This window comes from Streptomyces sp. NBC_00448 (genome assembly GCF_036014115.1).
Taxonomy (GTDB): Bacteria; Actinomycetota; Actinomycetes; order Streptomycetales; family Streptomycetaceae; genus Actinacidiphila.
In genome coordinates, this window is record NZ_CP107913.1 from 8,139,375 (window position 1) to 8,158,248 (window position 18,874).

The 18,874-nt window shown below is 72.5% G+C and carries 17 protein-coding genes; 14 read left to right on the forward strand and 3 right to left on the reverse strand.

Annotation, left to right across the window (positions count from 1 at the left end; all coding sequences use genetic code 11):
- Positions 1-24: 24 nt before the first annotated feature.
- Entirely contained in the window at positions 25-498 is a 474-nt protein-coding gene (aroQ, locus tag OG370_RS35105; protein WP_328471461.1) for a type II 3-dehydroquinate dehydratase, read from the reverse strand.
- Positions 499-582: 84 nt separating this feature from the next.
- Entirely contained in the window at positions 583-1,812 is a 1,230-nt protein-coding gene (locus OG370_RS35110; protein ID WP_328471463.1) for an MFS transporter, read from the reverse strand.
- Between the two features lie 297 nt (positions 1,813-2,109).
- Between OG370_RS35110 and OG370_RS35115 the strand changes: the two genes are divergently transcribed.
- The 13 genes from OG370_RS35115 (at position 2,110) to OG370_RS35175 (ending at position 15,838) form a co-directional block, all read left to right on the forward strand.
- On the forward strand, positions 2,110-2,925 hold the full coding sequence (locus OG370_RS35115) for a glucose 1-dehydrogenase (RefSeq protein WP_328471464.1): 816 nt from the start codon (positions 2,110-2,112) through the stop codon (positions 2,923-2,925).
- Between the two features lie 47 nt (positions 2,926-2,972).
- On the forward strand, positions 2,973-4,430 hold the full coding sequence (locus OG370_RS35120) for a 3-isopropylmalate dehydratase large subunit (RefSeq protein ID WP_328471466.1): 1,458 nt from the start codon (positions 2,973-2,975) through the stop codon (positions 4,428-4,430).
- Between the two features lie 327 nt (positions 4,431-4,757).
- Positions 4,758-5,381: a 3-isopropylmalate dehydratase small subunit gene (locus OG370_RS35125; RefSeq protein ID WP_328471468.1), complete on the forward strand. Its 624-nt coding sequence runs from the start codon at positions 4,758-4,760 to the stop codon at positions 5,379-5,381.
- The gene (locus OG370_RS35130) at positions 5,368-6,375 is read left to right on the forward strand and encodes an NAD(P)-dependent oxidoreductase (protein WP_328471470.1); all 1,008 of its coding nucleotides are present in this window, start codon (positions 5,368-5,370) and stop codon (positions 6,373-6,375) included. The genes OG370_RS35125 and OG370_RS35130 overlap by 14 nt, the downstream gene beginning before the upstream one ends.
- A 37-nt stretch (positions 6,376-6,412) precedes the next feature.
- Positions 6,413-7,477, forward strand: a complete 1,065-nt coding sequence (locus OG370_RS35135) for a 2-hydroxyacid dehydrogenase (protein WP_328471472.1) — start codon at positions 6,413-6,415, stop codon at positions 7,475-7,477.
- Positions 7,478-7,547: 70 nt separating this feature from the next.
- Positions 7,548-9,032, forward strand: coding sequence for an FAD-dependent oxidoreductase (locus OG370_RS35140; RefSeq protein ID WP_328471474.1), 1,485 nt, complete (start codon positions 7,548-7,550; stop codon positions 9,030-9,032).
- 146 nt (positions 9,033-9,178) lie between these two features.
- Positions 9,179-10,879 carry a GH3 auxin-responsive promoter family protein gene (locus tag OG370_RS35145; RefSeq protein WP_328471476.1) on the forward strand — a complete coding sequence of 567 codons (1,701 nt, stop codon included), beginning with the start codon at positions 9,179-9,181 and terminating at the stop codon, positions 10,877-10,879.
- A 71-nt stretch (positions 10,880-10,950) separates the two neighbouring features.
- Positions 10,951-11,838 (forward strand): alpha/beta fold hydrolase, encoded by an 888-nt coding sequence (locus OG370_RS35150; RefSeq protein WP_328471478.1) that lies wholly within the window; start codon positions 10,951-10,953, stop codon positions 11,836-11,838.
- Positions 11,835-13,019, forward strand: coding sequence for an enolase C-terminal domain-like protein (locus OG370_RS35155; protein ID WP_328471480.1), 1,185 nt, complete (start codon positions 11,835-11,837; stop codon positions 13,017-13,019). Before OG370_RS35150 ends, OG370_RS35155 begins: the two co-directional genes overlap by 4 nt.
- Positions 13,016-13,768 carry an SDR family NAD(P)-dependent oxidoreductase gene (locus OG370_RS35160; RefSeq protein ID WP_328471482.1) on the forward strand — a complete coding sequence of 251 codons (753 nt, stop codon included), beginning with the start codon at positions 13,016-13,018 and terminating at the stop codon, positions 13,766-13,768. Before OG370_RS35155 ends, OG370_RS35160 begins: the two co-directional genes overlap by 4 nt.
- A gap of 49 nt (positions 13,769-13,817) precedes the next feature.
- Positions 13,818-14,111 (forward strand): YciI family protein, encoded by a 294-nt coding sequence (locus OG370_RS35165; protein ID WP_328471484.1) that lies wholly within the window; start codon positions 13,818-13,820, stop codon positions 14,109-14,111.
- Complete coding sequence (locus OG370_RS35170; RefSeq protein WP_328471486.1) at positions 14,111-14,884, forward strand: fumarylacetoacetate hydrolase family protein; 774 nt, start codon at positions 14,111-14,113, stop codon at positions 14,882-14,884. The genes OG370_RS35165 and OG370_RS35170 overlap by 1 nt, the downstream gene beginning before the upstream one ends.
- A gap of 213 nt (positions 14,885-15,097) precedes the next feature.
- Positions 15,098-15,838, forward strand: a complete 741-nt coding sequence (locus OG370_RS35175) for an IclR family transcriptional regulator (RefSeq protein ID WP_328471488.1) — start codon at positions 15,098-15,100, stop codon at positions 15,836-15,838.
- 57 nt (positions 15,839-15,895) lie between these two features.
- On the opposite strand, the gene OG370_RS35180 is transcribed toward OG370_RS35175, so the two are convergent.
- The gene (locus OG370_RS35180) at positions 15,896-16,615 is read right to left on the reverse strand and encodes a class I SAM-dependent methyltransferase (RefSeq protein ID WP_328471490.1); all 720 of its coding nucleotides are present in this window, start codon (positions 16,613-16,615) and stop codon (positions 15,896-15,898) included.
- A gap of 239 nt (positions 16,616-16,854) precedes the next feature.
- Between OG370_RS35180 and OG370_RS35185 the strand changes: the two genes are divergently transcribed.
- A complete protein-coding gene (locus tag OG370_RS35185; RefSeq protein WP_328471492.1) occupies positions 16,855-18,720 on the forward strand; it encodes an FAD/NAD(P)-binding protein in 1,866 nt (621 codons plus the stop codon).
- The last annotated feature ends 154 nt before the right edge of the window (positions 18,721-18,874 follow it).

Sequence of the window (18,874 nt, forward strand, 5' to 3'; positions counted from 1 at the left end):
GGAGGGGGAAGGTCGGGCACCCTGTTACCGGACGGCGGGGGCCTGGTTCTGTGCGATGCGGTGCAGCACCGCGCGCAGCGCCAGCTCGTAACCGAACGCGCCGCAGCCGCAGATGACCCCCTGCGCGGCCGGTGAGGTGACGCTGGTCTGGCGGAACGCCTCTCGGGCCAGGATGTTGGAGATGTGCACCTCGACCACCGGGGTGCTGATCACGTCCACGACATCGCGCAGCGCGTAGCTGTAGTGCGACAGGGGGCCGGGATTCAGGACCACGCCGTCGTAGGCGGTGCGGCTGTCCTGGAGAAGGGTGACGATCTCCCCTTCGGAGTTGCGCTGGTCGCAGGTGACCGAGACGCCCAGCTCCTCGCCGAGGGAGGTGACTTGCTGCTCGATCTCCTTGAGCGTCGTCTGCCCGTAGAGGGACGGGTCGCGCTCGGCGAGGAGGTTGAGGTTGGGGCCGTTCAGCACCAGGATGCGGAGACCAGAGGGATCACTCACAGGAGTTCCTTTCCGACGTCACATTGCTCGACGAGTCCGAGACTTGACGGATACCGATGGTGCGGGGGAGTCGGGGGAGCGCGGTCAGGCGCCCGCGCGGGCCGGCTGTTCGGGGCCGGTACGGACCAGGGGGAGGGCCACCGCGGCGAGGAGCGCGGTCGCTCCGGCGGCCACGAAGGACGCGGACGGCGAGGAGTTGTAGATCGGCAGCCAGCACAGCGGGGCGATGGCCGATCCGCTGTAGCGGAAGGCCGAGACCGCCGAGAGGGAGCCGCTGCGGTTGCCGGGGACCGCCCGGACGGTGAGGTTCTGGAGCGCCACGGTGACCATGGACGCGCTCACACCGGCCCCCAGCCAGGCGAGCGCCAGGGTGACTCCGGAGCCGGTGGTGCCGCACAGCGTGACGAAGACCGCGCTGACCACCGCCGCTACGGTCCCGCAGAGCTTGGCGCCGCAGCGGTCGGTGAGCGAGCCCCACGAGGCGCCGAGGAGCAGGCCGGCGAGGCCGAAGCCGAGGACGACCACACCGGTGACCCCCGAGCCCAGGCCCAAGTGCTCCTCGGCGTACACCGAGACCAGGAACGGCAGCGCCGAGGCGCCCATGTAGGAGGCGAAGGCCGCGGCCGAAAGCCAGGCCATCCGCCGGCTGATCAGTGGTCGCCACGGCGGCGCCGACGCGCCGGGCCGGGGCTCGCCGGGGGGCGGGAAGAGGGCGAGCACGGCCGCGGCGACGGCGACGACGACGAAGCCCAGCCGCCAGGACGAGCCGGCCGCCAGGCCGCCGACCAGCGGCGCGAAGGACTGGCCGGCGGCGAGGCAGCTGGCGTAGACCCCGACCGAACGGCTCAGCCGCTCCTTCGGGACGATGTCCGCCAGTCCCGCCAGCAGCAGCGGGGAGGTGAACGCGTTCGCCACGCCCAGCACCGCCCGCATGACCAGCAGGACGGAGAGGTTCGGCGCCAGGGCGCAGGCCACCGACCCCGCCGCGTAGACGAGGTACGCGGTGCGTACGGTCCGCTTGCGGCCCCAGCGCTCGCCCAGTGTCCCTGAGACCAGTTGGGCGGCGGCGAAGGCCACGAAGTAGGTGGTGAGCGAGGTGGCGACCTCGCTCGTCGACGCGTGCAGCGAGAGGCCGATCTGCAGCATCATCGGCGAGACGACGCCGCCGCCGAGCGGACCGAGGACGCCGCCGGCGTAGGCCATGGCCACGCGGAGCCGGTCGCCGCCCGGCGTGCTTGAGGGGATCTCTGCGGGCTCCGCCGTCGGGGGTGGCCTGGTGCCCGTGTACCCGCCCGCGATCGACTCGTCTGCCATCGGACAGTTCCTTCACGTCGAGGGTCTCCACTGCGAATAATGAGACTAGCACCTCACCCAATGGACAGTCCTGAAAGCTGATCAGCTGTCGGCGTTCCTTGACTTCGCGTCATGTTGCCACGAGATCAGGCCATTTGACACGCCAGGGGGAGGCGCTTTGCCTGCCTTTGTCACGGCGGCGCCCGGATTTCTTCTCTTGCCGTGCAAGAATCGATTCCCGTACGGTGGACAGCACTCCGCCGCTGGCGTCGGGGGGCAAGTCCCCGGGCACGACCGCAGGCTCTGATGGGAGTAGTTGTGGCACCCTCCACCTCGATCGTCGAATCACCCTCGGAAGACCAGGCGTTCAGCGACGCGTTCGGGCTCAGCGGCAAGGTGGTGCTCGTCACCGGCGCGAGCAGCGGCATCGGCCGCGCGGCCGCGGTCGCCTTCTCGCGGGCCGGGGCGTGCGTCGTCGTCGCGGGCCGCCGCGCCGACCAGTTGGAGGAGACCCGCCTCCTGCTGCCGCACCCGGACGACGCCCTCGCCGTCCGCACCGATGTCGCGCGGGAGGACGAGGTCGCCGATCTGGTCGAGCAGACCGTCGGCCACTTCGGCGGCCTCGACGCGGCGTTCAACAACGCCGGCACCTTCGGCCGATTCGGTCCGCTGCACGAGGACGACGAGGAGAACTTCGACCTCGTCGTCGGCACCAATCTGCACGGCCTGTGGAGCTGCATGAAGCACCAGGTGGCCCGGATGCTGGCGTCGGGCGGCGGCTCCATCGTCAACTGCGCCTCGGTGGCAGGCCACCTGGGCCACGCCAAGAGCCCGCTGTATTCGGCGACCAAGCACGCGGTGATCGGCCTGAGCAAGTCCGCCGCGCTGCAGTACGCCGCTTCCGGGGTCCGGGTCAACGTGGTGAGCCCGGGGTCCACCGACACCGAACTCCTGCGCTCCCTCTACGCGGACGCCGGCGCGCTCGCCACCCGCAGCAGCCGGGCCCCCCTCAAGCGGCTCGGAGCGCCCGAAGAGGTGGCCAACGCCGCTCTCTGGCTGGCCAGCCCGCTGAGCAGCTACGTCACCGGCCAGACCGTACTGGTCGACGGCGGCGTCACCGCCGGCCACTCCTGACTTTCCACCACCACAGTCCACGCCCTTGCACAAGGAGAAGAACGACCATGACCTCGACTCTGTACGACAAGGTCTTCGACCTGCATGTGGTGCGTGAACTGGGTGAGGACCAGTACCAGTTGTTCATCGGCCTCCACCTGATCCACGAGGCCACCAGCCCGCAGGCGTTCTCGATGCTGGCCGAGCGCGGGATGAAGGTGGCCTACCCGGAGCGGAACGTGGCCACCGTCGACCACGTCATCCCCACCGACGACGTCCCCCGCCCCTTCGCCGACCCGCTCAGCGAGGCGATGATCAGCGCGCTGGAGGCGAACACCTCCTCCGCCGGGCTGCGCTTCCTGTCGCCCGAGCGCCGGGAGAACGGCATCGTGCACGTCGTCGGCCCCGAACGCGGTCTGACGCAGCCCGGGTTGACGATCGTGTGCGGCGACTCGCACACCGCCACACACGGCGCCTTCGGCGCCCTGGCCTTCGGTATCGGCACCTCCCAGGTGCGCGACGTGCTCGGCACCCAGACCGTGGTCACCAAGCGGCTCAAGGTGCGGCGCATCGAGATCACCGGCGCACTGGCCCCCGGCATCACCGCCAAGGACGTCATCCTCCACGTCATCCACCACCTCGGCTCCAAGGCCGGCGTCGGCTACGCGTACGAGTTCGGCGGCCCGGTGATCGACGCCATGTCGATGGACGAGCGCATGACCGTGTGCAACATGGTGGTGGAGGGCGGTGCGCTCGTCGGCTACTGCAACCCCGACGAGACGACCTTCGCCTACCTCGACGGCCGGCCCAGCGCGCCGCAGGGCGAGGACTGGGATCGCGCCACCGCCTGGTGGCGCTCGCTGCGGTCGGACGACGACGCCGTGTACGACGACCGGGTCGTCTTCGACGGCGCCTCCATCGGCCACATGATCACCTGGGGCGTCAACCTCGCGCAGTCGGTCCCGGTCGACGGACTGGTGCCGGGGCGGGCCTCCGGCGACGAGGAGGCGGCCCTGGCGGACGCCCGCGCGTTCATGGGGGTCGAACCGGGCCAACCGGTCGCCGGCATCCGCATCGACGTGGCCTTCCTCGGCTCCTGCACGAACGGGCGGCTGTCGGACTTCGAGGCGGTGGCCGAGGAGTTGGTGCGCACGGGCGCCAAGGTGGCCGAGGGGGTACGGGCCCTCGCCGTCCCCGGCTCCCACGAGGTGCGGGCCCAGATGGTGGAGCGAGGGCTGGACGCGGTGTTCGAACGGGCCGGCTTCGAGTTCCGGCAGCCGGGCTGCTCCATGTGCATCGCGATGAACCAGGACCGGCTCGCGGACGGGGAGACGGCGGCCTCGTCCTCCAACCGGAACTTCAAGGGGCGGCAGGGGGCGGCGACCGGCCGGACCCTGATCATGTCGCCGCTGGCGGTCGCCGCCGCGGCGGTGCGCGGCGCGGTCGCCGACCCGCGCGAGGTGTTCGGCCTCGCCGACGGGTCTCGACTGATCCCGGCCGGTCCCGACTCCGCTCGACCGGTCTGACCGGTCAGACCGGTCTGAACGAATCCGGCCGACCGGCCGCGGGGCGATTCAACCGGCCGGCCAGAGGATGCGACCGGCCTGAACGGCCCAACCGGCCCGCGTGACCCGAACGGCCCGCGCGGCTCGTACGGCTTGCATGGCCCGCACGGCTTGCACGGCTCGCACGGCCTGTGTGACTCGCACGGCTCGCGTGACCCCCGCACGGCTTGCACGGCCCGCACAGCCCGTACGGCCCGCGTGACCCGACCGGCCCCGCCCGGCCGACGCATCGGGCTCCCGCGCCGCGTGACCCGCCCGCCACACCGAAAATCCGAGAGAGGCACCCCCATGGCGATCCCCGTTCAACCCCTGGTCTCCGTGCGCGGCACAGCCATCGCGCTGCACGGCGACGACATCGACACGGACCGGATCATCCCCGCCCGGCACCTGAAGTCGCTCACCTTTGACGCGCTCGGCGACCACGTCTTCGAGGGCGACCGCCGCATCGCCACCGCGGCGGGCCGGGCGCACCCGTTCGACGCGCCCGAGCACGCCACCGCGTCCATCCTGCTGACCGCGGAGAACTTCGGCTGCGGCTCCTCGCGCGAGCACGCCCCGCAAGCGCTCCACCGCTGGGGCATCCGGGCGATCGCCGGAGTGAGCTTCGGCGAGATCTTCAGCGGCAACTCGGCGACCATCGGCCTGCCGTGCGTGCTGCTGACGCCCGTCGACGCCGCCGCGGCGCGGGCCGCGGTGGACGCGGACCCGGCCCTCGAAGTGGTCGTCGACCTGGAGCGGAGCGAGTTGCGGGCCGGCTCTCTGCGCTGGCCGGTGACCATCAACGAGTCGCAGCGCCGGCGCTTCGTGGCCGGGAACTGGGACACCCTGAGCACCCTGTCAGAAGCCGGTGCGGCCATCTCCGCGGTTGCCCAGCGCCTTCCGTACCTGCACAACTGGCATGTCGCGGCCTGAGCGCGCAGCGGCCGGGCCCACGAGGGCGGCCGCGGTGGTGGCCGCGGCGGCGGGCACGCTCGTCATGCCCGCCTGCCACGGCTACCCCGGCCTCGCCGACCTGGTGCGGCGCTGCCACCCCGAGGCGGGCCTGAGGATCGAGGTGCACCCGGGCGCGCCCGAGTCATCCGTGGCGTGGGCGGACCGTATCCGCGGCGCCGACAGCGTCCTGCACTTCTTCGACTCGGGCGCTCTGGACACCGAGGCGCTGGTGGCCGAGCGGCCCCGCCGGGTCGTGATCGCCGGGCCGGCCGCCGCCGTGGTGGACATGGCGGCGATGCGCGCGGCCGGCGTCGAGGTCTACGACACGCCGGGCCTGGCGGCCGACACCGTCGCCGAGTTCACGCTCACCGTGATGCTCGCTCTGGCCCACCGCCTGCCGTCGGCGGTCGGCGCGCCGGGCGACTGGCGCGCCGTGGCCGGCCGGGATCTGGCCGGGCGCACCCTCGGCATCGTCGGCTGGGGCCGGATCGGCGCCCGGCTGGCCCGGCTGGCCCAGGCCATCGGCATGGACGTGGCGGCGTGGTCGCCGTCGCTGGGGGAGGAGGCCGCGCGCGCCGTCGGCGTCCGGCGCCGCGAACTCGACACGCTGCTGGCCGAGTCGGAGGTCGTCAGCCTGCACCTGCGGGCGGTACCCGAGACCCGCGGCATTCTCGACGCGCGCAGGCTGGCGCTGCTGCGGCCCGACGCCCTGCTGGTGAACACCGCCCGCGCCGCCCTGCTGGACATGGCCGAACTGCGCCGCCGGCTGCGGGCGGACCTGCTGGGTGGTGCAGCCCTGGACGTCCTGGACGTGGAACCGCTGCCGGCGCGGGACCCGTTGGCCGCGCACCCGCGGGTGCTGGTCACGCCGCACATGGCCTGGATGACCGACGACGCGGTCGGGCGTTTCCTGGCCGCGGCCGCCGCGTTCGGCATGGACAACGACAACCGGTCGGTCCGGCGCGTCACATGAAGGGGCCGGACCGCCGCACCACCACGGGGGAGGGACGATGACCACCACGCCGCGGGTTCCGGAGATATTCGTCGGCGACGACCACGTGCTCGGTGACGTACTCGCGCAGGTGGCGGAGCACTTCGAGCGGGCAGGGGTACGGGTCGTTCGAGGGCCCGCCGAGCCCGCGCCGGCCAGGACCGACTACCCGCCGCACCAGTGGCCGCGCTACTTCTCCCGGGCGTCCGTGGCCGTGATCAGCTCGCGGACGCTGATCGGACCGGAGCTGATGGGCTGGGCGGAGAACCTGCGGGGCGTGGTCTTCGCCTCCAGCAGCACCGCGTCCTGCGACCTGAACGCGGCCACCGCCCACGGCGTCCTGGTCGCCAACGGGGCCACCCCGCAGAACATGGAGAGCATGGCCGAGTCCACGGTCATGCTGATGTCCGCCCTCATGCTCGAACTCCCCGCCAAACAAGCTCAGTTGGCGCGCTCCCTGGCCAGGCCCGCACCCTACGAGCAGACCGGCCGGATGCTGGCCGGCTCCACGGTCGGCCTGCTGGGCTACGGGCGGATCGCCCGCGAGGTGGTCGCCCGGCTGCGCGGCTGGCGGGTCGGCCGGATACTGGTCGCCACCCGGCGTCCCGAGCACTACGCGGGCACCGAGGGCGCCGCGGACGTCGAGTTCACCGACGTCGACACCCTGCTGGGCCGGAGCGACGTGGTCAGCCTCCACCTGCCGCTGACCGCCACCACCCGCGGCCTGATCGGCGCCGACGAGCTCGCCCGGATGAAGCCCGGCGCGGTCCTGCTCAACACCGCGCGCGGCGGGCTGGTCGACGAGGCGGCGCTCGCCCGCGCCCTCACCTCCGGCCGGCTGCGCGGCGCGGCGATCGACACCTTCGCGGTGGAACCGGTGCCCGCGGACCACCCGCTGCGCCGGCTCGACAACGTCATCCTCACCGAGCACATCGTGGGGCACACCCGAGAGCTGTTCGACTCGCTGGCCCCCACCGCGATCCGCAACGTCACCGCCCTGCTCGACGGGCGGCCGCCGCAGTACCTGGCCAACCCGGGCGTCCTGCGGAGACCTTCGCGCATCGGGCAGCCCTCGCGCGCCTGACCGCGGACCGGCGGATCGGTCGAGCGCACGCAATCGCATCGCACCAGACTCACCAGTCAGGAGAGCACACATGCGGATGGCAGAGCAGCAGTCCTTCGACGTGGAGACCGACGTCGTCGTCATCGGTTACGGCTACGCGGGAGCCGCCACCGCCATCACCGCCCACGACGCCGGGGCCGAGGTGGTGATCCTGGAGAAGATGGCCCAGCCCGGCGGCAACTCCCGCGTCAGCGGCGGCAACTGCGTGATCCCCCGGGACAGCGACGAGGCCGTGCGGGGCTTCACCGACTACCTCGACCGGCTCTGCTTCGGGACGACCCCGCGCCCGGTGCTCGAAGCGCTGGTCACCGAGGCGCGCTCGCTGGTCAAGTGGGCCGCCGACCTCGGCGGCGACCTGCACATCCCCGAGCAGCTCATCGTCTCCGGCACCTACCCGCGCACCATCAAGGGCCCCGGCTTCCCCAAGGTGCCCGGCGGCAGGGGGAACTTCGACAAGTACTGCATCCGCGGGGACGCCGACGTCCCGCCGTCCCTGCGGCTGTGGAACCTGCTGTCCGGCAACGTGGCCGAGCGGTCGGTCCAGGTCCGGCTGGGCACCGCGGCGCGCGACCTGCTCACCGACGCGTCGGGCGGGGTGGTCGGCGTCGTGGCGACGGCCGGCGGCCGACAGATCACGATCGGGGCCCGCAAGGGCGTCGTGCTGACCTGCGGCGGCTTCGAGAACGACCCGGAACTGAAATGGGACTACGCGCCGCCCAAGCCGCTGAAGTTCGCCGGGAACCCCGGCAACACCGGAGACGGTATACGTATGGCGCAACGCGTCGGCGCCGACCTGTGGCACATGACCCGCACCTCCACCATCGTCGGTTTTCAGGCACCGGAGTTCGAGGCGGCGTTCGGCATCTTCTTCCCGTCCGACGGATTTATCTACACCGACCGGGCCGGGAACCGCTACGTCGACGAGACCGGAATCGAGCTGCACGAGTTCTACCGGGTGTTCTCCCACTTCGACGCCGAGAACGTGGAGTTCCCGCGGATACCGAGCTGGGCGATTTTCAACGAGCAGACCCGGCTGGCCGGGCCGCTCACCTGGAACACGAGCGGCTACAACCGCGACCTGTACCGCTGGAGCCCCGACAACGCGGCGGAGGTCGAGCGCGGCTGGATCGTCGAGGCCGGCTCGGTCGAAGAGTTGGCCGAACGGCTCGACATGGACGCGTCCGTGGTCACCGCCACCCTCACCCGCTACAACGCGGCCTGCGCCGACGGTCAGGACGCCGAGTTCGGCCGCTCGGCGGCCACCCTGAAGCCGCTGGCGCCCCCGTTCTACGCGATCCCGCTGCACCCGGTGGTCCTCAACACCCAGGGCGGCGCCAAGCGGGACGAGCAGGGGCGGGTCATCGGCACCGACGGGAACCCGATTCCGCGGCTGTTCTCGGCCGGAGAATTCGGCTCGGTGTGGGGATACCTTTACCAGGGGGCGAGCAACATCACCGAATGCCTGGTTTTCGGCCGCATCGCCGGCGCCAATGCGGCGTCCGCGGCGAGCGTCTGAAGGCCGCCGCAAGCGCTCGGTTGCGGGCAGGTTAAAACCGCAACAACGCCTGACGGTTTCCCTTTTCGTTCGCACGGATATGCGACATGATTGAAGCCGGAGAAATGAGATCCATTTCTCCGGCTTCATCATCCGAGGGAAGTGGAATGAATCTTCATACATCCTCTCCCGCGCTGCCGAAACTCCATGGCAGCGGCGACTTCTTCGCCCGCACGCAAAGCGCGCTCACGTGGCAGCGAGCGCTGTGCCTCAACCCCGGGCAGGTGGCGGACGACGTACTCCAGGACCTGCTCGACCAGGCCAGGAGCACCGCTTTCGGCCGCCAGCACCACCTGGGCTCCGTCGCCACCTCCGGCCAGTGGAAGCGGGCCCTGCCGATCCGCGCCTACGAGGGCTTCCGCCCCTACGTGGAGCGCCAGTTGGCGGGTGAGCCGCAGGTCCTCACCCGCAGCGCGCCCTACGCCTTCCTCAAGACGTCCGGCTCCTCCGGGCTGCCCAAGTACGTTCCCAGCACCCGGCACTGGCGGGACCACTACCGCGGCCGCGGCCTCTATGCCCAGTGGGGGCTCTACTTCGAGAAGGTCGGCCGGCCGCGCCCGTTCAGCTCCGGCCTGCTCGACCTGTCCTGGGAGCGAGCCCCCGTCGCCGTCGAGCACCAGGGCTTCCCCGTCTACAGCATCTCCCGCCGGCCCGGCGCGGTCGGAGCCGAGGACTGGGTGCCGCCGTGGTACGACACTCCCTGGTTCACCGGTGACGACGACGAGGAGTACGGCGACAGCCTCTACCGCAAGCTGCGGCTGCTGGTGGGCGGCGACGTCCGGCTGCTGGTCACCCTCAACCCCTCCAAGATCGTCGGCCTGGCCGAGCAACTCGCCGCGCGCGGAACGGAACTCGTCCGGGACGTGCACGAGGGCACCGTGGCCGGACGCGCCTTCCAGGGCGCGTCCGCCGATCCCGAACTCGCCCGGCGCATCCAGCTGATGCTCGACCGCGGCGACGCGGGCCTGCGCCTCACCGACCTGTGGCCCAACCTCTCCCTGGTGGTGTGCTGGAACTCCGCCTCCGCCGGCCTGTACCGGGACTGGCTGGAGAACGTCACGCCCGGCATCCCGAAGCTGCCCTTCAGCACGACGGGCACCGAGGGCATCGTCACCCTCCCCGTCGACGACCACCCGTCGGCCGGCCCGCTCGCCGTCGACCAGGGGTGGTACGAGTTCGCCCCGTACGAGGACGGCGACGACGGCGGCCCGCTCGCGTCCGACGCCGAGACCGTGGACTTCCACGAGGTGGAGGTCGGCCGCTCCTACCGCCTGGTGATGAGCCAGGCCAACGGCCTCTACCGGTACGACATCGGGGACGTCTACAAGGTCGTCGGCAAGGTGGGCGCCGTCCCCCGGCTGGAGTTCTCCGGCCGGGCCGGCTTCGCCAGCTCGTTCACCGGCGAGAAGCTCACCGAGACCCACATCCACGATTCCCTGCGGCTGGCCTTCGCCCCCGCCTGGGGTGCGCTGCCCCTGTTCACCTGCATCCCCTCGTGGGGGACCCCGCCCGGATACGTCATCGCCGTGGAGTGGCCCGAGGGCCTGGGCGCCGTCGCCGAGGCCGAGCTCGCCGTCGGCGCCGAGCGCGCGCTGCAACGGCTCAACTCCGAGTACGCGGAGAAGCGCCGTACCGACCGGCTCACCCCGCTGCGGGTCCTGCCGCTCGTCGCCGGAAGCTTCGGCCTGATCGCGGAGGAGCAGCGCCGGCGCGGAGCCGCGGCCATGCAGATCAAGCACCACTGGATACAGCGCAACGACGCGCTGCTGGACATCGTCACCGAGATGGGCCTGACCGTCCGCCGGTGACCACCGCGCCGGGCCACCGGCCCCGGCACCCCAGCCCTTCTGCCATGAGAGGTCATCGCCTCGCCATGCCCATGGACCATGACGCAACGTTACCGGTCGCACGCAGCACCGAGGAGTTTCCCGCTGCGGACGGCACCCCGCTCAGCCTCCACCGGTGGCTCCCGACCGACCGAGCCCCCGAAGCGGCCCTCTTCTACATCCACGGCCTGCAGAGCCACGCCGGCTGGCTCTTCGAGACCGGCGCCGAACTAGCCGGAAGGGGGATCGCGGTCTACGCGCCGGATCGCCGCGGCTCCGGTGCCAGCGGCGGCCTGCGCGGCCACCTCCCCTCCGCCGCGAGCGTGCTGGACGACTACGCGGCACTGTTCGACGTGGTCCGCGACCGCACGCCCGGGCTGCCCCTCACCGTCGTCGGCCAGAGCTTCGGCGGCAGCCTGCTCGCCGCGCTGCTGTCCACCACGCGCATCGCCCCCGACGCCGCCGTGTTCTGCGCGCCTGCCCTCGGCCAGCAGCATGCCCGGCTCGGCAGGGACGGCATGGCGGAGCTGCTGAAGCTGGAGGGGACCTGCCGCACCCCGGTCGCCCTGTCCGACACCGACTACACCGACGATCCGCGCTACCTGGCAGCCATGGCCAACGACCATCTGATGCTTCGTCAGGTCAGCGACCGGTTCCGCTCGGTCATGGCCGAGCTCGAACTCGCCTATACCGCGGCCGGACCCTGGTGCCCGTTCGCGGTACGCGGCCCGGTGTACTTCGCCACGCCCGAACGGGACGCGATCATCGACCTGGACGTGGCGCGCGGTGAACTCGCCCGCCTCCAGCCGGAGGCGGTCGAGGTGCACTTCGCCGCGGACACCCACTACCTGGAGTTCTCGGCGGTGCGCCGGCAACTGTGGGACTGGCTGGCCGACACGGCGGTGCTCCACACCGTCTGCCGGGAGAGGACCCAGGCGTGATATCCGGCCTGGACGTCCGCGTCGCACAGGTCCCGCTGCACCGCCCCTTCGCCCACGCCACCCACTCCCACAGCCGCACCCGGTCCGTCCTGCTCCACCTGCGCTGGGACGGTGTCCAGGGCTGGGGCGAGGGCGCACCCCGGCCCTACGTCACCGGCGAGACGCTGGTCAGCGCGCACACCGCGCTGACCGGTCTGGACACCGCGGTGCTGGACGTGCTGCTGTCCGGCCTCGACTTCGGCCCCGCCGTAGCGGTACTGGCCGACCTGGACCTGCCACGGCTGCTGGGCGGCCTGCGACGGGCACCGGCCGCGGCCGCCGCACTGGAGACCGCCCTGCTCGACGCGCTGTGCCGCCGGCACGGACTGCCCATGGAGGCCGTCATCGACGCCTGCCCCGGCGTCGACGGCGCCCTGGCCGAACGCCGGGTGCCCCCGCGGCCGGTCAGCCAGGTGGTGGACCTCAGCCGCTCACCCGCCGAGCAGTTCGGCGCCCTCGGCGCCTCGGCGCGCTCCCACCTCGCCCACGTCAAGCTCAAGGCGCTGGGCGACCCGGAGGAGACCGCCCGGCGGGCGGTCGAGGTGCGCAGGACCCTCGGCGACGAGGTGGGCCTGTCGGTCGACGCGAACGGCGCGTGGGACCCGCAGGACGCGCTCAAGGGTGCCGGCCTGCTGCGTGACCAGGCCCGGCCGGACTGGCTGGAGGAGCCCACCACCCCGCGGGACTGGGCGACGATGCGCCGTATCCAGGAACTCGGCGTCCCGGTCATGCTCGACGAGTCCGCCGTGGACCCGGTGGACGTCGACCTGGCCGCCGCCGCCGGCGCCGCGTCCCTGGTGAACGTGCGCATCTCCAAATGCGGCGGGCTGCTGCCCGCGCTGCGCACCGCGGCGCGGGCGGCCGACCACGGCATGCGGGTCCAACTCGGCGTTCAGGTGGGCGAGGTGGGGCCGCTGTGGTCGGTCGGCCGGACCCTCGCCGCCCGGCTGCACGACCCGGTGACCGTGGAGGCCGGGCGCCAGGACGAGTGGTTCCCCACCCCGCTGACCGAGCCCGCCTTCGCCATCGACCGTGACCGGGGGCTGGCCCCGCCGGTCGCCGGCCACGGCCACGGCCTCGCCCCGTCCGCGGCCCTCACGCCGTACCTGCGCACCTCTCCGGAGAGGACGGAAGACCTGTGACCGCGACCCCGCGAACCGCCCTGGTCGTCGGAGCCGCGGGCGGCATCTGCGCGGAACTCTCCCGCGCCCTCGCCCGCCGCGGCGACCGGCTGGTGCTCCTCGACAGCGACGGCGCGGCCTTGAAGGAGCTGGCCGGCCAGGTCGCCGAGCTCACGGAGGTCCGCACCCTGAACGTGGACATCACCGACGTGCGCAGCACCGAGGAACAGCTCGCGACCCTCAGCGGCGGCTGGGCGCCGCAGATCCTGGTCAACGGCGTGGGCGGCGACACCCGGGTGGCTCCGGTCACCGACCTCGACGAGACGTTCCTGAGCGAGTCCCTGGCCCGCAACGTCGTCCCGGTGCTCACCGCGATCCGGCTGTGTGTCCCCGCGATGCGGCGGGCCGGGTACGGCCGCGTCGTCAACTTCAGCTCCGCCGGCGGGCGTACGTACAGCCACTTCAGCAACGCCGCGTACGTGGCCGCGAAGGCGGCCGTCGTCGGGTTGACCAAGCAGGTCGCCTACGAACTCGCGCCGTTCCGGGTGACGGTGAACGCCGTCGCGCACGGCCCGATCGCCACCGAGCGGATCGCGACGGCGTGGGAGCGGCGCCCCGCCGCCGAGCGCGAGCAGGTCCTGTCCAAGATCCCGGTGGGGCGGCTCGGCACGGTCGCCGAGGCGGTGGGCAGCGTGCTCTACCTCTGCTCCGAGGAGGCCGGATACACCACCGGCACCGTCATCGACGTCAACGGCGGACTGCTCATCTGACCGGCCCCCCTCACCAGGGGGGCGACACACCGTGGAAGGAGAGCACCGGATGGGAACCTTTGTCGTGGAGCGCACCTACGTGGGGGACCGCGGCACCCGGGCCGGCTGGGTCCCGCAGCACCGCGCGTACCTGGAGGAACTGATCGAGCGCGGCGTCCTGCTGGCGGCGGGACCGGTGGTCGGTGTCAACGGCGGCCTGCTGATCTACCGCGCCGCCGACCGGTCCGATCTGGACGACGTCCTGGCGGCCGACCCGTTCGCCCGGGCCGGCCTGGTCGCCTCGGTGCGGGTGCTGGACTGGAACCCGACGACCGGCATCTGGGCCGCGAAGGGGGTGCACTGATGGAGATCGTGCGGGTGCGCACCGAGCGGGGCGCCTCCTACGGCCGGGTGGACCGTGCCTCCGGGACCGTCCACCTGCTGAAGGGGGAGACCTTCGGGGAGATCGTGCGCGACCTCCACGAAGGCGTGGCGGCCGAGTCGGGACAACTGGTCCTGTTCGACGAGGAGGTGCTGCTCGCCCCGGCCGAGCCGGGGAAGATCATCGTCATCGGCCGGAACTACGGCGGCCGCGCCGAGGAGGCCGGCCGCCTCGTGGTCCACCTCAAGCCGCCGACCGCCGTGATCGGGCCCAACGACCCGGTCGTCCTGCCACGGATCTCCCGCGACACCCGCTTCGAGGGCGAACTCGCCGTCGTCATCGGGCGGGTCTGCCGGGACATCGCCCCTGAGGAGGCCGACGGGGCCGTCTTCGGCTACACCTGCGCCAACGACGTCACGGCGTGGGACGTGGGGAGCGACGGCGGCCAGTGGACCACGGCCAAGGGCTTCGACAGCTTCTGCCCGCTCGGCCCGTCGATCACCACGGACCTCGACCCGCTCCACGCGGAGATCACCACCCGGGTCAACGGCGAAGTCCGGCAGTCGGGTTCGACCGCCGGCCTGGTGCGAAGCGTCCACCAGCTGGTCGCGGGCCTCAGCGCCCTGATGACGCTGCTGCCGGGGGACGTTCTGCTCACCGGCACCCCGGAGGGCAGCGCGGCCCTCCACGACGGCGACGTGGTGGAGGTGGGGATCGCCGGAGTCGGAGTGCTCCGCAACCCCGTCTCGGGGTAGGCCGCGCACGGCCGGCGAGCGGCCGCCCCGGGGGGAACCGGTGCCCGGGACCGGACCATCCGGACCACCCGGGGCGGCCGCACCGGCCACCGGACCTGGCACGACCGCGAAGGCACCCGGTAAAGTGCCTGATAGCGTCCGAGGACTGACAGGCGACGGACGGTCCTCGTGGAGAGCAGATTGACGCAGCGAAGCACAGAGTCAGGGATCGTCATGGTGGACCGTGTCATCGCGGTTCTCGACGCCCTGGCCGGCGGCGGCTCCTCACCCGCCGAACTCGCCCAGGAGACGGGCATAGCGCGTTCCACGATCTACCGCATCGCCGCCGCCCTCCAGTCGCACGACGTGGTCCAGCGGACCAGCGCCGGGGAGTACCTGCTCGGCACCCGCGTCCTGTCCTGGGGCACCGCGGCCGTCGCCGCCCTGCCGTGGCTGACCACGGTCCGCGACGTGCTGGGCACCCTCCACAAGGAGACCGGCGAGAGCGTGCAGTTCTACGTGCGCGAGGGCCGCGAGCGCCTCTGCGTCGCAGCCGTCGACCGCCCCACCGGGCTGCGGGAGACCGTCGCCGTCGGCGAGCGCCTCGCGCTGAACGCCGGGTCCGGGGCGAAGATCCTGCTCGCCTGGTCCGACGACTGGCAGCAGTTCGGCGACATCGACAAGGCGGAACTCGACCGTATCCGCCTGGAAGGCACCGCCTACAGCATCGCCGAACGCGAAGTCGGCGTCGCCAGTGTCAGCGCGGCCGTGATGACCGGCCCCAAACGGATACTCGGCGCCCTGTCGGTGAGCGGCCCCATGCAGCGGATCGTGCCCAACATCGAGCGGCTGCGCCTCCAGGCCGCCCGCGCCGCCCGCTGCCTCACCGCCTCCTGGGAGGACGGCGACTTCCCGCCGGGGGACCCGCTCACGCCCGGGACGGAGACCGAGGACGCGCGCGACGAAACCGCCTGACCGCCTGTCAGCGCACCCGCGGTCGGGCCCCGCGCGCCGGCCGGTCCCGGGTCCCGTTCACACCCACCCGGCCACCACCGCGAAGCGGTACCTCTTGTAGAGGCAGTCCACCTGGCTGAATCCCGCTTCCGTCAGCCAGCTCAGGTGCGTGGCGACGGGCGCGGGAAGGTCGTAGGCCATCCGCTTCACGGCCTCGTCGATCTCCCGCGGGCTCGCGCCGAGCGCGACCACCTCGCGGTGCCAGGTCTCCTCGTACAGCGCGTCCAGGGCGGGGGTGCCGCCGGCCACCTGCTCCGCGTTGACGAACACGCCGCCCGGCCTCATCACCTCGCGCACCCGCCGGTAGATGTCGCGCTGGTCGGGGTGCGGAAGGTGGTGGATGGCCAGGGCGGAGATCACGATGTCATACGGCCCCTGCGGCAGCGGCGCCCGCAGATCCTGCTCGTAGATCGTCCGTTCCACCGCGTAGAGGTCGAGCATCTGGTCGGCGACGGCCAGCATGGCGGCCGAGGAGTCGACCAGATCGACGGTGGCGTTCGGCAGCGGGAGGGCCAGCTCCCCGCTGAACAGGCCGGTTCCGGCGCCGAGGTCGAGGACCCGCGGCGCGGGGCCGTGCCCGCGCACGGCCACGTCGATCGCCAGGCCGTAGAAGTCGTTGAGGTGGGGGACCAGCCGCGAGCGGGCCTCGTCATAGCGCTTGGCGCCGTCGCCGAAAAGGCGCGAGACCTCCCCCTCCACGGTGCCCCCGAAGTCGTAGCCAACTGGACCGCTGCTCACTATAAAGTGCGAACCGGATTCCCCGTCACCGGACGTGGCCAAAACCCCGGCCCCCGGCCCGCGCGGAGACGAGGCTCGCTGGAGGGATGACGGGGCGTCAATTATATTGACGAGGGGGCACTTCGCGGCCGGCATGAGGCCGCCCCAGGGGCCGGGCCCGGAGCTGCGCCCGGCCTGCCGGACACCGCTCCGGCCGAGCACGCTTCCCCATCGGGTGAGGACGTTGCGAAGGAGCCTACGTGACGCGGGTTGAACCGTTCAGCATCGGTTTGGTGGGGGCGGGACCGAGAGGTCTGATCGCTCTGCAACGGCTGTGCTCGGGCGTCGCCGCGTCCGCGTCCGACCGGCCGGTCCACCTCCATGTGATCGACCCGTACGAGCCGGGCGCGGGGCGGGTGTGGCGGCGCGACCAGAGCAGGTCGCTGCTGATGAACAGCCCCTGCGAACGCGTGACGGTGTTCCGCGAATCCCCCCTGCCGGGCGAGCGTGCCGCACGGCCCACCGCGGGGCCGACGCTGTGGAACTGGGCCCGCGCCGTGGCCGACGGCAGCATTCCCGCCGACCCTCAGGCGGAGGCGGAGGCCCGCTCGCTGACCCCCGCGGCCTGCACCACCCGCGCCTTCCACGGCAGTTACCTCCGCTGGGCCTTCGACCACGTACGCCGCAGCGCACCCGCACGGGTGCAGATCTTCGACCACCGCGCCACCGCCCGCGCGCTGGACGACGCCCCGAACGGCTGCCAGGCGATCCGGCTCGCCGCGGCCGACGGCCGGGAGTTGACGCTGACCGTGGACGCGGTCGTCCTCGCCCAGGGCCACGTCGACATGCTCCCCGACGCCGGCGAGGACTGGTTCGCCGGCTGGGCCCGGGCCCGGGGTCTGGTCCACGTACCCGCGTCGAATCCGGCCGACGTGAACCTTGACGGCATCGCCGCCGGCGAACCGGTCCTGATCCGTGGCCTCGGCCTCAACTTCTTCGACTACGTGGCGATGCTGACCACGGGACGCGGCGGCCGCTACGAGCGCGCGGCGAGCGGACGGCTTCGCTACCTGGCCTCCGGGCGCGAGCCCGTGCTGTTCGCGGGGTCGGGCCGCGGTGTCCCGCAGCCCTCCTCGTCGGCCTCCGAGCCGCCCTCCGAGCCGCTCTGCGCGCCGGGCGTCGACCTCGCCGCCCGCCTGCGGGAGAGCGCGGGCAGCGGCCCGATCGACTTCCGCCGCCACATCTGGCCGCTGGCCCTGCACGAGATCGGACGGCTGCGCAACGCCCCGGCGGCCCCCGTGCCGGTCGACGACACCTCCGCCTCCCAGCGCGACGTCGACGCGCTGGTCCAGCCGGCCTCGGGGCTGACCTTCCGGAGCCCCGGCGAATACCGCGAGTGGGCCGCCCGGTTGATGCATACGGACCTGCGGCCCGAGGGCGCGCGCCCCGAGGCGGTCGGCCGCGCGCTGAGCGCGGTGCGGCGGCAGGTCCGCGACCTCGCGCGCGAGGGCCGCATCAGCGGCAGGTCCTTCCGCGACCACGTCCTGGGGACCTTCGCCTCCCTGGACAACGTGGGCGCGGAGGGCCCGCAGACCGCCTGGCTGGAGGAGCTGTCGGCCCTGATGGACAGCGCTGTCGTCTGCCTGGTCGGCCCGCACATGCTGATCGAGGCCGACGAGGACGCCGGGCGGTTCGCCGCGTACTCACCGGCGGTGAGCGGCAGCCGGGTCGTCGCGCGCTGCCTGATCGAGGCCCACCTGCCGGCGCCCGACATCCGCCGCACCAGCGACCCGCTGCTGCGCCATCTCGCCGCTACCGGCCAGATCCGCCAGCGCTCCCTCCCGGACGGCCGGGGGGACTACGCCACCGGAGCGCTCGACGTCGACACCGCGACGGTGGCGGTCGTCCGTGCCGACGGGACGCCCCACCCGCGGCGCTTCGGCTACGGCCCGCCGACCGAACTCGTGCCCTGGGTCACCTCCCTCGACGTGTCGGGCATTGTCGGGGAGGCGTTCCGGGACGCCGATCGCATCGCCGCGGGGTGCCTGCGCCTCATGGATACGGCCGACCGCTCCCTCGACCCGGTGGCCTGCTCGGCGCGCTATTCCGTTCCGCAGTCACCGTGACCAGGAAATCGAACAGCTCGCCGACTCGAACAGCCGACCAGCCGGCAAAGGCGAGACGGCGCCGATCCGGGCCATCCAGCGGTGGCACGCGCCGTCTTGGATCGTCGGATAGAGTCAGGGCCGGGCCTGCGGTGGTGAGCAGAAGGAAATACCA